The organism is Burkholderia cepacia complex sp. TUM26381 (assembly GCF_057439935.1).
In genome coordinates, this window is sequence record NZ_CM172006.1 from 3,385,438 (window position 1) to 3,400,141 (window position 14,704).

12 protein-coding genes are annotated in these 14,704 nt (G+C 66.7%); 11 read left to right on the plus strand and 1 reads right to left on the minus strand.

The annotated features are described in order from the left end of the window. Window positions 1-310 precede the first annotated feature (310 nt). The 11 genes from ACWMMN_RS15895 to ACWMMN_RS15945 all read left to right on the plus strand — a co-directional run bounded on the left by ACWMMN_RS15895 (window position 311) and on the right by ACWMMN_RS15945 (window position 13,201). Entirely contained in the window at window positions 311-493 is a 183-nt protein-coding gene (locus ACWMMN_RS15895; protein ID WP_006488040.1) for a hypothetical protein, read from the plus strand. A 283-nt stretch (window positions 494-776) separates the two neighbouring features. Then, on the plus strand, window positions 777-1,562 hold the full coding sequence (locus tag ACWMMN_RS15900; RefSeq protein WP_059233005.1) for a gamma-glutamyl-gamma-aminobutyrate hydrolase family protein: 786 nt from the start codon (window positions 777-779) through the stop codon (window positions 1,560-1,562). A gap of 30 nt (window positions 1,563-1,592) precedes the next feature. Further along, window positions 1,593-2,930 (plus strand): glutamine synthetase family protein, encoded by a 1,338-nt coding sequence (locus ACWMMN_RS15905; RefSeq protein WP_059233004.1) that lies wholly within the window; start codon window positions 1,593-1,595, stop codon window positions 2,928-2,930. Between the two features lie 35 nt (window positions 2,931-2,965). Beyond that, window positions 2,966-4,399, plus strand: coding sequence for an aspartate aminotransferase family protein (locus ACWMMN_RS15910; protein ID WP_059233003.1), 1,434 nt, complete (start codon window positions 2,966-2,968; stop codon window positions 4,397-4,399). Window positions 4,400-4,461: 62 nt separating this feature from the next. After that, entirely contained in the window at window positions 4,462-5,577 is a 1,116-nt protein-coding gene (locus tag ACWMMN_RS15915; protein ID WP_059233002.1) for a polyamine ABC transporter substrate-binding protein, read from the plus strand. A 188-nt stretch (window positions 5,578-5,765) separates the two neighbouring features. Beyond that, a complete protein-coding gene (locus ACWMMN_RS15920) occupies window positions 5,766-6,920 on the plus strand; it encodes an ABC transporter ATP-binding protein (RefSeq protein ID WP_059233001.1) in 1,155 nt (384 codons plus the stop codon). Window positions 6,921-6,930: 10 nt separating this feature from the next. Beyond that, window positions 6,931-7,917, plus strand: a complete 987-nt coding sequence (locus ACWMMN_RS15925) for an ABC transporter permease subunit (protein ID WP_059237804.1) — start codon at window positions 6,931-6,933, stop codon at window positions 7,915-7,917. Then, the gene (locus ACWMMN_RS15930) at window positions 7,914-8,753 is read left to right on the plus strand and encodes an ABC transporter permease subunit (RefSeq protein WP_059232999.1); all 840 of its coding nucleotides are present in this window, start codon (window positions 7,914-7,916) and stop codon (window positions 8,751-8,753) included. Before ACWMMN_RS15925 ends, ACWMMN_RS15930 begins: the two co-directional genes overlap by 4 nt. Before the next feature lie 116 nt (window positions 8,754-8,869). Continuing rightward, window positions 8,870-10,456, plus strand: coding sequence for a DUF3138 family protein (locus tag ACWMMN_RS15935; protein ID WP_059232998.1), 1,587 nt, complete (start codon window positions 8,870-8,872; stop codon window positions 10,454-10,456). A gap of 98 nt (window positions 10,457-10,554) precedes the next feature. After that, the gene (locus ACWMMN_RS15940; RefSeq protein ID WP_174994700.1) at window positions 10,555-11,874 is read left to right on the plus strand and encodes an NAD(P)/FAD-dependent oxidoreductase; all 1,320 of its coding nucleotides are present in this window, start codon (window positions 10,555-10,557) and stop codon (window positions 11,872-11,874) included. 25 nt (window positions 11,875-11,899) lie between these two features. Next, entirely contained in the window at window positions 11,900-13,201 is a 1,302-nt protein-coding gene (locus ACWMMN_RS15945) for an NAD(P)/FAD-dependent oxidoreductase (RefSeq protein ID WP_059232996.1), read from the plus strand. 72 nt (window positions 13,202-13,273) lie between these two features. Here the strand turns inward: ACWMMN_RS15945 and gor are convergent, their stop codons facing one another. Beyond that, window positions 13,274-14,629 carry a glutathione-disulfide reductase gene (gene gor, locus ACWMMN_RS15950; protein WP_340624531.1) on the minus strand — a complete coding sequence of 452 codons (1,356 nt, stop codon included), beginning with the start codon at window positions 14,627-14,629 and terminating at the stop codon, window positions 13,274-13,276. Window positions 14,630-14,704 lie beyond the last annotated feature (75 nt).

Below are 14,704 nucleotides of genomic sequence, written 5' to 3' on the forward strand. Positions count from 1 at the left end.
CGTTTTACGAATCTTTTATACGCACTGCTCGGGAAACCCCTGATGCAGGACCGTTAAAAAACATTTGACGCCGTTTTTGGCTCGTATATGCTGGCTCTCAGGTCAGCGTCATCAGGCTTTCACAGGCATCGAAAAGCGTTATCGCAACGCAACAATTGATGCCCGTCAATGTAAGTGGCGCAGGACCGGCGCCTTGATTATTTTAAACGCCCAGTGCGTTGAAACGGTCGGGTGTTCAATACTTTCAACAACCCAGTCGAGTGTAATCGTGAGAGTCCGTGGCCCTCTGGTGAGGTGGGATCGAGGCGATGTGCGAAGTTTGCGCAGCGCCGTTCCCGCTTCCGACGGCAGTTGCGGCTGGCATAGTCCTCGCCTGCTTCACCTGTCGATCTACACCATCCTGTCCCGTCGTTCCGTTCGGCGCCACAACGCCGTTTCCGCACGCGCATTCGTCGCCGTCGATACCGACGAAGTGGCGTCGCTGCTGCCGTAGCGCCTCTCCTTTCTTCACGTCGTTCGTTTTGTTTGCCGATTCGCCAACCGCATCGTCCGTGCGGTGACGGAACGCGTTCGCGCATTCGTTGCCGCGTCGCGTATCGCAATGAAACGAACGACGGCCTGATCGTCGCGCGCAGCGCGGATCGCCACGCCATCCCGTTGCGCCCACTCACCAGCGGCCTTGCGCTTTGCGCCAGGCTGCGGGGTCGTGTCGTGCCTGCGTTTTGCCGCATTCATCCCGGCGCACGCCACATCCCTACGGATTACTGATTGACGTCATGGAAAGGAAACCTCTCGTCGGCCTCACCGCCGACCTCACCCAGATCGGCGCTCACGCGTCGCATACGGTCGGCGACAAGTACGTCGCCGCGATCGTCGACGGCGCGCATGCGCTCGCGATGGTGCTGCCCGCACTCGGCGAACGCCAGCCGGTCGACGACGTGCTCGACGCAGTCGACGGCCTGCTGTTTACCGGCAGCTATTCGAACGTCGAGCCGCACCGGTATGGCGGCGATCCGAGCGCGCCCGGCACGAAGCACGATCCGGCACGCGACGCGACGACGCTGCCGCTGCTGCGCGCGGCGATCGCTGCGGGCGTGCCCGTGCTCGCCGTCTGCCGCGGCTTCCAGGAGCTGAACGTCGTCTGCGGCGGCACGCTGCACCAGCACGTGCATGACGTGCCGGGCCTCGCCGACCACCGTGAGGACGACGACGCGCCGATGGACACGCAATACGGCCCCGCGCACGTCGTGCGGCTGACGCCCGGCGGCAAGCTGCACGCACTCGCCGGCGGCCGCGACGAAGTGCACGTGAACTCGCTGCACAAGCAGGGCATCGCGCAGCTCGGCTCCGGCCTCGCCGTCGAAGCCGTCGCACCGGACGGCCTGATCGAGGCCGTCAGCGTCGTCGACGCACCGGCGTTCGCACTCGCCGTGCAGTGGCACCCCGAATGGCGCCATGCGCAGGACCCGCTGTCGAGCGCGATCTTCCGCGCCTTCGGCGACGCCTGCCGCGCCCGCCGCACGGCCCGCACGCGCGCCACGGCCGCCGCCGCGCTCGCCTGAGCGCGCCGACCCAAACTAACGAGAACAGACATGCACGACATTGAAGACTTTCTGAAACAACACCGGATCACCGAAGTCGAGGCGATCATTCCCGACATGGCCGGCATCGCGCGCGGCAAGATCACGCCGCGCAACAAGTTCACGTCCGGCGAGTCGATGCGCCTGCCGCAGGCCGTGATGGTCCAGACCGTCACCGGCGAATATCCGGAAGACGGCTCGCTGACCGGCGTGACCGATCCCGACATGGTGTGCGTGCCCGACGCATCGACGATCCGCCTGATCCCGTGGGCCATCGACCCGACCGCGCAGGTGATCCACGACTGCGTGCACTTCGACGGCTCGCCGGTCGAGATCTCGCCGCGCTACGTGCTGCGCCGCGTGCTCGACCTGTACAAGGCGAAGGGCTGGAAGCCCGTCGTCGCGCCGGAACTCGAGTTCTATCTCGTCGACATGAACAAGGACCCGGACCTGCCGCTGCGTCCGCCGGTCGGCCGCACGGGCCGCCCCGAAACGGGCCGCCAGTCGTATTCGATCGAGGCCGTCAACGAGTTCGACCCGCTGTTCGAGGACATCTACGAGTACTGCGAAGCACAGAACCTCGACATCGACACGCTGATCCACGAAGTCGGCGCCGCGCAGATGGAGATCAACTTCATGCACGGCGACGCGCTGTCGCTGGCCGACCAGGTGTTCCTGTTCAAGCGCACGGTGCGCGAGGCCGCGCTGCGTCACAACATGTACGCGACGTTCATGGCCAAGCCGATGGAAGACGAGCCGGGTTCGGCGATGCACGTGCACCAGAGCATCGTCGACGAGGAAACGGGCCAGAACCTGTTCACGTCGCAGGAAACCGGCGGCGCGACGTCGATGTTCTACAACTACCTCGCGGGCCTGCAGAAGTACACGCCGGCGCTGATGCCGATCTTCGCGCCGTACATCAACTCGTACCGCCGCCTGTCGCGCTTCATGGCCGCGCCGATCAACGTGCAGTGGGGCTACGACAACCGCACGGTCGGCTTCCGCATCCCGCACTCGGGCCCGGCGGCACGCCGCATCGAGAACCGCATCCCGGGCGTCGACTGCAACCCGTACCTCGCGCTCGCCGCGACGCTCGCGGCCGGCTACCTCGGCATGACGCAACGCCTCGAGCCGACCGAGCCGCTCGTCAGCGACGGCTACGACCTGCCGTACCAGCTGCCGCGCAACCTCGAGGAAGGACTGACGCTGATGGCCGCATGCGAACCGCTCGGCGAGATCCTCGGCCACAAGTTCCTGAAGGCGTATTTCGCGCTGAAGGAAACCGAATACGAAGCGTTCTTCCGCGTGATCAGCTCGTGGGAACGCCGCCATCTGCTGCTGCACGTCTGAGCGCGCACAACCGAATACGGAATCACGGAGGAAACATGACTTACCGCAACGAATCTGCCTGGATCCAGCCGGCCGCGCCGGCCGCCGCGCCGCGCGCGACGCAGGCACGCTCGACCGCCGAATACCGCGCGCTCGACGCCGCGCACCACATCCACCCGTTCTCGGACATGGGCGCGCTGAACCGCGCGGGCAGCCGCGTGATCGTGAAGGCCGACGGCGTCTACCTGTGGGATTCGGACGGCAACAAGGTGATCGACGGAATGGCCGGTCTCTGGTGCGTGAACGTCGGCTACGGCCGCAAGGAACTCGCCGACGCCGCGTACCGCCAGCTGCAGGAACTGCCGTTCTACAACACGTTCTTCAAGACCACGCACCCGCCGGTGATCGAGCTGTCGGCGATGCTCGCGGAAGTGACGCCGGCCGGCTTCAACCACTTCTTCTATTGCAACAGCGGCTCGGAAGGCAACGACACCGTGCTGCGCCTCGTGCACCAGTACTGGCGCGTGCAGGGCAAGCCGCAGAAGAAGTACGTGATCTCGCGCAAGAACGGCTACCACGGCTCGACGATCGCGGGCGGCACGCTCGGCGGGATGGGCTACATGCACGAGCAGATGCCGTCGAAGGTCGAGCACATCGTGCACATCGACCAGCCGTATTTCTTCGGCGAAGCGCAGCCGGGCGAAACGCCGGAAGCGTTCGGTCTCGCGCGTGCGCAGCAGCTCGAAGCGAAGATTCTCGAACTCGGCGCGGAGAACGTTGCCGCATTCATCGGCGAGCCGTTCCAGGGCGCGGGCGGCGTGATCTTCCCGCCGTCGACCTACTGGCCGGAAATCCAGCGGATCTGCCGCAAGTACGACATCCTGCTCGTTGCCGACGAAGTGATCGGCGGCTTCGGCCGCACCGGCGAATGGTTCGCACACCAGCACTTCGGCTTCGAGCCGGACCTGATCACGATGGCGAAGGGCCTCACGTCGGGCTACGTGCCGATGGGGGCGGTCGGCATTCACGAGCGCGTCGCGCGGCCGATCATCGACAACGGCGAATTCAATCACGGTCTCACGTACTCGGGCCACCCGGTGGCGGCGGCCGTCGCGGTCGCGAACCTGAAGCTGCTGCGCGACGAAGGCATCGTCGAGCGCGTGAAGAACGACACGGGCCCGTACTTCCAGGCGTTGATGCGCGAGACCTTCGCGCGTCACCCGATCATCGGCGAGGTGCATGGCCACGGCCTCGTCGCGAGCCTGCAGCTCGCCGAATCGCCGGCCGATCGCCGCCGCTTCGCGAACGGTGGCGACGTCGGCACGATCTGCCGCGACTTCTGCTTCAACGGCAACCTGATCATGCGTGCCACCGGCGACCGGATGCTGCTGTCGCCGCCGCTCGTGATCACGCGCCAGGAAATCGATGAACTCGTGTCGAAGGCGAAGAAAGCCGTCGATGCAACCGCCCAGCAACTGGGTATTTCGTAACGGTTTTGCCTACAGGCGTGCGGCGGGCGCCGCACGCCGCCATAACCCAAGGGAATTCCACCATGCGTGCCTGCTTTCTTCGCCAAGCCTGTTCTGTTGCCGCCCTTGCCGCCGCGGCAGCGTTCACGTCGGTCGCCAGCCCGTCGGCGCATGCCGACGAGCTGAATGTCTACAACTGGTCCGATTACATCGCACCCGACACGATCCCGAACTTCCAGAAGCAGACGGGTATCCACGTCAAGTACGACAACTACGACAGCGACGACACGCTTCAGGCGAAGCTGCTTGCCGGCAGTTCGGGTTACGACATCGTCGTGCCGACGTCGAACTACATGGCCAAGCAGATCCAGGCCGGCGTGTACCAGAAGCTCGACAAGTCGAAGATTCCGAACCTCGCGAACCTCGACCCGCTGCTGATGAAGATGATCGCCGATGCCGATCCGGGCAACCAGTACGGCGTCCCCTGGGCCTACGGCACGGACGGCATCGGCTACAACGCGCAGGCAGTGAAGAAGGCGCTCGGCGACAAGGCGCCGGTCGACAGCTGGGCGCTGGTGTTCGACCCGGCCAACATGGAAAAGCTGAAGGGCTGCGGCGTGTCGTTCCTCGACCAGGCCGTCGACGTGTTCGCCGCGACGCTGCAATACATGGGCAAGAACCCGAACAGCACCAACCCCGGCGACTACCAGGCAGCATTCGAAGTCCTGAAGAAAGTCCGCCCGTACATTACCCAGTTCAACTCGTCCGGCTACATCAACGACCTCGCGAACAACGACGTGTGCGTTGCGCTCGGCTGGTCGGGTGACGTCGGCATCGCGCACCGCCGCTCGTCCGAAGCGAAGCGTTCGTACGACATCAAGTTCGCGAATCCGAAGGAAGGCGGCCTGCTCTGGTTCGACGTGATGGTGATCCCGAAGGATGCACCGCACCCGGAAGCCGCCATGAAATGGATCAACTACGTCTCCGATCCGAAGGTCAACGCGGCGATCACCAACACGGTGTTCTATCCGACCGCGAACAAGGCCGCGCACCCGTTCGTCACGCCGTCCGTCGCACAGGATCCGACCGTCTACCCGCCGGAAGACGTGCTGAAGAAGATGGTGCTGATGAAGCCGATGCCGGCCGACATCCTGCGCCTCGAGAACCGTCTGTGGGCCCAGCTGAAGACGGGCCACTGACCGTCATGCATCACGGCGGCGCAGGCATCGCGGTACGCCTGCCCGCCTGAGATCCGCGGACCTCCGTCCGCCCGCGCGCACCGCGCGCCCTGTTCCATCCGGCACGAGCCGTTGTCCGTGAGTCGCATTGCGCGCCTCGCGCGGGGACGCTCACGCCTGCAATCCGTGAAGAACGAATGGTGACTCCCATGCAATCGATACCCTCTTCCGCTGCTGCACGACAGACCCAACCGGCCGCCGTGGCCCGTCCGCAAAACGACGCGTTCGTACGCATCGAAAACGTCGTGAAGAAATTCGGCGACAGCACGGCCGTCGACAACGTGAACCTGACGATCGCGAAGAACGAACTGTTCGCGCTGCTCGGCAGCTCCGGCTGCGGCAAGTCCACGCTGCTGCGCATGCTCGCCGGGCTCGAAACGGCCACCTCAGGCAAGATCTTCGTCGACGGCGAAGACCTCGCGTCGCTGCCGCCGTACCGCCGCCCGGTGAACATGATGTTCCAGTCGTACGCGCTGTTCCCGCACATGACGGTCGAATCGAACGTCGCGTTCGGCCTGAAGCAGGAAGGCACGCCGAAGCATGAAATCAAGGAGCGCGTGGCCGATGCGCTCGCGCTCGTGCAGATGAGCAAGTACGCGCAGCGCAAGCCGCATCAGCTGTCCGGCGGCCAGCAGCAGCGCGTTGCGCTGGCCCGCTCGCTGGTCAAGCGTCCGAAGCTGTTGCTGCTCGACGAGCCGATGTCCGCGCTCGACAAGAAGATCCGCCAGAAGACCCAGCTCGAACTCGTGAACATCATCGAGAAAGTCGACGTGACCTGCGTGATGGTCACGCACGACCAGGAAGAGGCGATGACGATGGCCAGCCGCCTCGCGGTGATGAGCGAAGGCAAGATCGTGCAGATCGGCGCGCCGGGCGAGGTGTACGAATTTCCTAACAGCCGCTTCTCCGCCGAATTCATCGGCTCGACCAACCTGTTCGAAGGCCGCGTCGTCGAGGACGAGCCCGACCACATCTTCGTCGAGAGCGACGACCTCGAAGCGCGCATGTACGTGAGCCACGGCGTCACCGGCCCGCTCGGGATGCCGGTCGGCATCTCGGTGCGCCCGGAGCGCGTGCACGTGTCGCGCGAGAAGCCGGGTTCGAAGCACAACTGGGCGCGCGGCGTCGTGACCGATATCGCGTACATGGGCAGCTACTCGCTGTACCACGTGCGGCTGCCGAGCGGCAAGACGGTCGTGTCGAACCTGTCGAGCTCGCACCTGATGAGCGACAACGCGCCGGCGTGGAACGACGACGTGTTCGTGTCGTGGTCGCCGGCCAGCGGCGTCGTGCTGACGCAGTGAGGACGACACGATGAGAACCTCTGCTTCCACGCCTTCCGCGCCGGTGTCGACCGGCGCCGCGAGTACGGGCGCCGGCCGCGCCCGCCCGGGCCGCTTCGCCGCGCTGTCGCGCTTCCTGCCGTCGGGCCGCAGCGTCGCGATCGGCGTGCCGTTCCTGTGGCTTGCCGTGTTCTTCGCGCTGCCGTTCGTGCTGGTGCTGAAGATCAGCTTCGCCGACCAGGTGATGGGCATTCCGCCGTACACGTCGCTCGTCGAGATCAAGGACGGCGTCGTGCACTTCGCGCTGCAGCTGTCGCACTACGCGTTCCTGCTGCAGGACGACCTGTACATCGCGACCTACCTCAGCTCGCTGAAGATGGCCGCCGTGTCGACGGTGCTGTGCCTGCTGATCGGTTACCCGATGGCGTACTACATCGCGCGCTCGGAACCGAACCGACGCAACGTGCTGATGATGGCCGTGATGCTGCCGTTCTGGACCTCGTTCCTGATTCGCGTGTACGCATGGATCGGCATCCTGAAGGACGACGGCCTGCTGAACCACACGCTGATCGCGCTCGGCATCATCCACACGCCGCTGCGGCTGTACCACAGCGATGCGGGCGTCTACATCGGGATGGTCTATTCGTACCTGCCGTTCATGGTGATGCCGCTGTACGCGCACCTCGTGAAGATGGACCTGACGCTGCTCGAGGCCGCGTACGACCTGGGCGCGAAGCCGTGGGTCGCGTTCACGCGGATCACGCTGCCGCTGTCGAAGAACGGGATCATCGCCGGCAGCCTGCTGGTGTTCATCCCGGCGGTGGGCGAGTACGTGATTCCGGAGCTGCTCGGCGGCGCCGACACGCTGATGATCGGCCGGGTGATGTGGGATGAATTCTTCAACAACATGGACTGGCCGATGGCGTCCGCGGTGACGGTCGCGATGGTGCTGCTGTTGCTGGTTCCGATGGCGCTGTTCCAGTACTACCAGGTCAAGGAACTGGAGGAAGCGAAATGATCAAGCCGAGCAAACCGCTGTCGACGGGCGTTCTCGCCTTCGGCTTCCTGTTCCTGTACATCCCGATCATCAGCCTGATCGTGTACTCGTTCAACGAGTCGAAGCTGGTGACGGTGTGGTCGGGCTTCTCGCTGAAGTGGTACGCGGCGCTGCTGGAGGACGACGAGCTGCTGACGGCCGCGTGGCTGTCGCTGAAGATCGGCCTGCTGACGGCGACCGCGTCGGTCGTGATCGGCACGTGGGCGGGCTTCGTGCTCGCGCGCTTCGGCCGCTTCAAGGGCTTCACGCTGTACACGGGGATGATCAACGCGCCGCTGGTGATTCCGGAAGTGATCCAGGGCATCTCGCTGCTGCTGCTGTTCGTGGCGCTGGAGCAGATGTTCGGCTGGCCGAAGGGTCGCGGGATGGTGACGATCTGGATCGGTCACGTGATGCTGTGCGTGTCGTACGTGGCGATCATCGTGCAGTCGCGCGTGAAGGAGATGAACAAGTCGCTGGAGGAGGCCGCGCTGGATCTGGGTGCGACGCCGCTGAAGGTGTTCTTCGTGGTGACGCTGCCGCTGATCTCGCAGGCGCTGCTGTCGGGGTGGCTGCTGTCGTTCACGCTGTCGATCGACGATCTGGTGCTGTCGGCGTTCCTGTCGGGGCCGGGGTCGACGACGTTGCCGCTGGTGGTGTTCTCGCGCGTGCGGCTGGGGCTGAACCCGGAGATGAACGCGCTGGCGACGCTGTTCATCACGGCCGTGACGATCGGCGTGATCGTCGTGAACCGGATGATGATCGCGCGCGAGCGGCGCCGCATGGCCGACCTGAAGGCGGCGTTCGCGGCGGCGTGAGCACCGCCCTCCTGCTTCAAAGATAACAAGCACTGCAGACAAGCAAGACGCGCTGCCCCAGGGGGGGCGCGCGATTCGATCCCGATTTGACAGGCGCACGACAAGGAGAATCCGCAATGAAGAAGAAACTGATCTGCCTGCTGGTGGCCGGCGCGTTGCCGGGCATCGCGCTGGCCGGTTCCACATCCGCCGAGATCAAGGCGCTGCAGGCGCAGGTCGCGGCGCTGCAGAAGCAGATGAAGGCGATGCAGGCGCAGCTCGCCGCGAAGCCGGGCGGCGCGGCAGTCGCGACGTCCGGCGCGAGCGCCGGCACGGCGGGCGGCAGCAAGGCCGTCGCGGTGGCCGCCGACCCGGGCTCGCCGGATTACGGCAAGGCGCAGGCCGCGCTGACCAACGACGAAGTCAGCGAAATGAAGCAGCAGATCGCGAACCAGCAGCTGAAGGTCGATTCGCTGACCGACGCGGCCAACACGGGCCCGCTGGCCGGCCTGTCGGTCACGGGCTATATCGATCCGACCTACATGTACAACCGTGCGGCCGGCACGTCGTCGTTCCTGTTCGCGAACCACGAGAACGCGTACAACTACTTCAACAGCACGTTCGGCGACCTCTACCTCGACATCAAGAAGACGTTCGGCGTCGGCCCGATGGCGCCGTCTGCCGAGATCACGCTGATGCCGAACCGCGGCAACGGCATCACGCTGCTGCAGAACTCGCGCGGCTCGATCACCGACAACCTGCTGAACACGGCGGTCGTCAACGTGCCGATCACCGCCGAAACGACGCTGGTCGCCGGCCTGATCCCGAGCTTCGGCGGCTACGAGGTGCAGCAGTCGAACCAGATGCTCACGCTCACGCACAACCTGCTGTACGATTTCTCCGATCCGGGCAGCTACGTCGGTGTCGGCGCGAACTACACGAAGGGCAACTGGGCGTGGAAGTTCTTCCTCGGCAACGAGCAGTACCGCACGTACGGTTCGGTCACGACGACGGGCACGAACGCGCTCGGCGATCCGATCACCACCAGCAACAAGGTGCCGACCTTCACCGCGCGCGCGGACTACACGTGGTCGAGCGCGCTTGACCTCGGCGGCTCGTTCAACATCGGCCGCCAGACGCTGTCGAGCGCGATCGATGCGAACGGCGTCGTCCACTACGGTCCGGGCGGGGCGGCACCGAGCGGCTACGGTTCGTTCTTCTTCGGCGAACTCGATGCGACCTACACGCTCGCCGATATTCAGTACAACGCGGAAGTCGACTACGGCCGGCAACAGCATGCGGCGTTCAACGGCGGGCTCGCGCAGTGGTACGGCCTGTCGCTGCTCGCGCACCGCAAGTTCAACGCGCCGGTGGTCGGCCGCATGGGCGTGACGCTGCGCTATGACCTGCTCGCCAACTCGAAGAACGGCGGCGGCGGCGGCGGCATCGCGCTGAACGGCAACGGGATGGATCCGAGCAACGGCTTCGGCGTCGACGCGGACTGCCTCGCGCAGTCGAAGGCCGGCGGCGGCCTGGGCTTCGAGTGCAAGGGGGCGGTACGCCAGGATGTGGCGCTCGACCTGTTGTTCTATCCGACCCAGCAGATCACCGTGAAGGTCGAATACCGGCACGACTGGGCGAACAACAAGGTGTTCCTGCGCAACGACGGGTCGTACGGCAAGTCCAACGACCTGCTCGCCACGCAGTTCATCTATTCGTTCTGACGCAGCACACGCGGGACGCCGTGCCGCGCGCACGGCGTCCCGCGCCGTTTTCCGGGCGGCTGCGTGCAGGTTGCAGCCTTTTCGAGGGAGTCGTTTTCATGACGCAGTCTTTCACCCGCCGCGCCGATGCGCTCGCGCGCGACTCGTACTACGAAGCAACGGTCACGCGGCCCGATGTCGACGATCCCGCGGCCGGCGCGCCGGTGCTCGAAGCGGCCATCGACGTCGACGTCTGCGTGATCGGCGCCGGCTTCGCGGGCCTGTCGACGGCGCTCGACTGCCGCGCGCGCGGGCTGTCCGTCGCCGTGATCGATGCGCACCGGCCCGGCTGGGGCGCGTCGGGCCGCAACGGCGGCCAGGCGATCACGGGCTTCGCCAAAGACGAGGTGATCGAGCAGCAGCTCGGCGCCGACGGCGCGCGGGCCGCATGGTCGCTGTCGCTCGACGGCGTCGCGCTGATCGCCGAGCGCATCGCGCACTACGGAATCGACTGCGATTTCACGCGCGGCTACCTCACGGTCGCGACGAAACCGCGCCGCATCGACGACCTGCGCGCATGGATGAATGCCGCGACGTCGCGCTGGGGCCATCCGTCGCTCGAATGGCTCGACACCGGCGCGATCCAGGCGCGCATCGCATCGACGCGCTATCTCGCCGGCGTTCACGATCCGCTGTCGGGCCACCTGCATCCGCTCAAGTACTGCCTCGGCCTCGCCGACGCGGCGCGCCGCGAAGGCGTCGCGCTGTATGCGCACACGCCCGCGCTCGACGTCGTACGCGGCGCACGGCCCGTCGTACGCACGCCGTCGGGCGAGGTGCGCTGCCGCTACGTCGTGTCGTGCTGCAACGCGGGCCCCGGCGGCGTGCTGCCGGCCGCGACCGCCGCGCGCATCGCGCCGATCGCGTCGTACATCATCGCGACCGAGCCGCTCGGCCAGGCGCGTGCCGACGCGCTGATCGCGCGGCGCGAAGCCGTGTGCGACAACAACTTCTTCCTCGACTACTTCCGGCTGTCGGCCGACCACCGGATGCTGTTCGGCGGCCGCGCGAACTCGGCCGGCGCGTCGCCCGCCACGCTCGCCGAAGCGATCCGGCAGCGCATGGTCGGCGTGTTCCCGCAACTGGGCGACGTGCGCGTCGACCACGCGTGGGGCGGGTTCGTCGACGTCACGCGCAACCGCGCGCCGGACTTCGGCGCGCTCGATCCGAACTTCTTCTACGTCCAGGGCTTCAGCGGGCACGGCGTCGCGCTCACCGGCATCGCCGGACGCGCGGTCGCCGGTGCGATCGCGGGCGACACGCGCGCGTTCGACCTGTTCGCACGCATACGTCACCGGCGCTTTCCCGGCGGCGACGCGTGGCGGCAACCCGCGCTCGAACTCGGGATGCTGTACCACCGCGTGCGCGAGCTGTTCTGAACCCTCCTTTTCCGTTCTCCCGACCATGCAGACATTCGCCAACCAGCCGCACGTCGCGTCCTACTACGCGGCGACCGCCAACGATACGACCCGCTACGCGCCGCTCGCCGGCACGATCGACGCCGACGTGTGCGTGATCGGTGCGGGCCTCACGGGCCTGTCCGCCGCGCTCAATCTCGCCGAGCGCGGCCATTCGGTGACCGTGCTCGAAGCGTCGCGGGTCGGATGGGCGGCGAGCGGCCGCAACGGCGGCCAGCTGATCGGCGGCTTCGCGTGCGACATCGACACGTTCGGGCAATTCATGCCGGAAGGCGACGTGAAGCGCATCTGGGACATGGGGCTCGAAACGCTGTCGCTCGTGAAGTCGCGCATCGCGCGGCACGACATCGACTGCGCGCTGGTGCCCGGCTACCTGACCGCCGCCAACACCGAGCGCGACGCGGATGCCTTGAAACGCTGGCGCGACGAAGCCGCGAAACGCTTCGGCTATGACCGCTTCCATTTCGTCGACGCCGACGAACTCGGCGACTACGTGCAATCGGCCCGCTATTGCGGCGGCCTGTACGACCCGGACAGCGGCCACCTGCATCCGCTCAACTACACGCTCGGCCTCGCACGCGGGGCAATCGATGCAGGCGTGCGCATCCACGAGGACAGCTGCGTGACGCGCGTGCGCGACGTATCCGGCGGCCACGTCGTCGAGACGAGCGGCGGCAACGTGCGCGCGCGCTTCGTCGTGCTCGCATGCAACACCTACGTCGGCACGCTGGCGCCCGCGCTGGCGAAGAAGATCATGCCGGTCGGCACCTACGTGATCGCGACCGAGCCGCTCGGCGAAGCGCGCGCCGCCGCGCTGATGCCGGCACGCGCGGCGATCTGCGACAGCCGCTTCGTGCTCGACTATTTTCGGCCGGCGCCCGACACGCGGCTGGTGTGGGGCGGCAAGGTCAGCTATTCGACGCGGGAGCCGCGCGACCTCGCGGCGGCGATGCGTGCGGACATGCTGAAGACATTCCCGCAGCTCGCGGACGTGAAGGTCGACTATGCATGGGGCGGCTTCGTCGACATCACGATGAACCGCGCGCCGCACTTCGGCCGCATCACGCCGACGACGTACTTCGCGCAGGGGTTTTCGGGGCACGGCGTGAACACGACCGCGCTCGCGGGCAAGCTGATCGCCGAAGCGATCAACGGACAGGCGAGCCGCTTCGACCTGTTCGACAAGATCCGGCATCGCGACTTCCCGGGTGGCGAGGCACTGCGCACGCCGGCGCTGGTGCTCGCGATGAGCTGGTACCGGATGCTCGACGCGTTCGGCGTGCATTGAGCGGCGGGCACGCCAACGGGCCACGGCCGCGCCAGAACGCGGCCGTCCCTTCCCGCCGGTGCGCCGCTCCCGCTAGTCGGCCACCTTCTGCCGCATCGTCACGAACTCCTCGGCCGCGGTCGGATGAATGCCGATCGTGTCGTCGAACTGCGCCTTCGTCGCGCCCGCGCGAATCGCGATCGCGATGCCCTGGATGATTTCCCCCGCGTCGCGGCCGACCATGTGCGCGCCGACCACGCGCTGGCTGTCGCGCGCGACGACGAGCTTCATCATCGTGCGCTCGTCGCGCCCCGACAGCGTATGGCGCAGCGCCTTGAACGACGTGCGGTAGAGGTCGACCTCGCCGTGCGCGTGACGCGCATCGGCCTCGGTCAGGCCGACCGTCGCGACCTCGGGCTGGCTGAACACGGCCGACGGCACGTACGCGTGATCGGCCGCGACGCGCGACCCGCCGAACAGCGTGCGCGCGAGCAACCCGCCGTCGCGCGTCGCAACCGGCGTGAGCTGCGGCCGCGACGTGACGTCGCCGATCGCATGGATCGACGGCACCGACGTCGCCGAATACGCATCGACGGCAATCGCGCCGCGCGCGTCGAGCATCACGCCCGCCTGTTCGAGCCCGAGCCCGTCGACGTTCGGCACGCGGCCGGTCGCATAGAGCACCTGGTCGTACGGCCCGTGCCGCGCATCGCCGACGCGCACGCTCAGCGTGCCGTCGTCCGCGCGCTCGATCGACTCGACCACCGCACGCGCGTGGATCGCGACGCCCTGCTTCGTCATCTCGTCGGTCAGGAACTGGCGCACGTCGCCGTCGAAGCCGCGCAGGATCTGCTCGCCGCGATAGAACAGGTCGACATGGCTGCCGAAGCCGTTGAAGATGCCCGCGAACTCGACCGCGATATAACCGCCGCCAACCACCGCGATGCGCTTCGGGCACGCCGCGAGCGACAGCGCCTCGCGCGACGTGATCGCGTGCTCGATGCCGGGCCGCGACGGCAGCGACGGGCGCGAGCCGGTCGCGATCGCGATGTGGCGCGCGCGGATCGTGCGTGCGCCGATCGCGACCGTGTGCGCATCGACGAGCGTCGCGCGGCCCGCGTGCATGTCGACGCCCGATTGCCGCAGCAGGTTGATGTAGATGTCGCTGAGCCGGTTGATCTCGCGATCCTTCGCGGCGATCAGCGCGGGCCAGTCGAGCGTGCCGGCGCCGAAGGTCCAGCCGAAGCCTTTCGCGTCCTCGACTTCATGCGGGTAGTGCGACGCGTAGACGAGCAGTTTCTTCGGGATGCAGCCGCGCAGGACGCAGGTGCCGCCGATCTGCTCTTCTTCCGCTATGCCGACGCGTGCGCCGTATGACGCGGACATCCGCGCGAGCCTCACGCCGCCCGAGCCGGCGCCAATGACGAACAGGTCGTAGTCGAAATCCATCGCATTCCCTCATCGCAGTTCGGATGAAGGCACGATAGCAAGATTCGGGAATTCGTGCGGCGCACGGCGCGACGC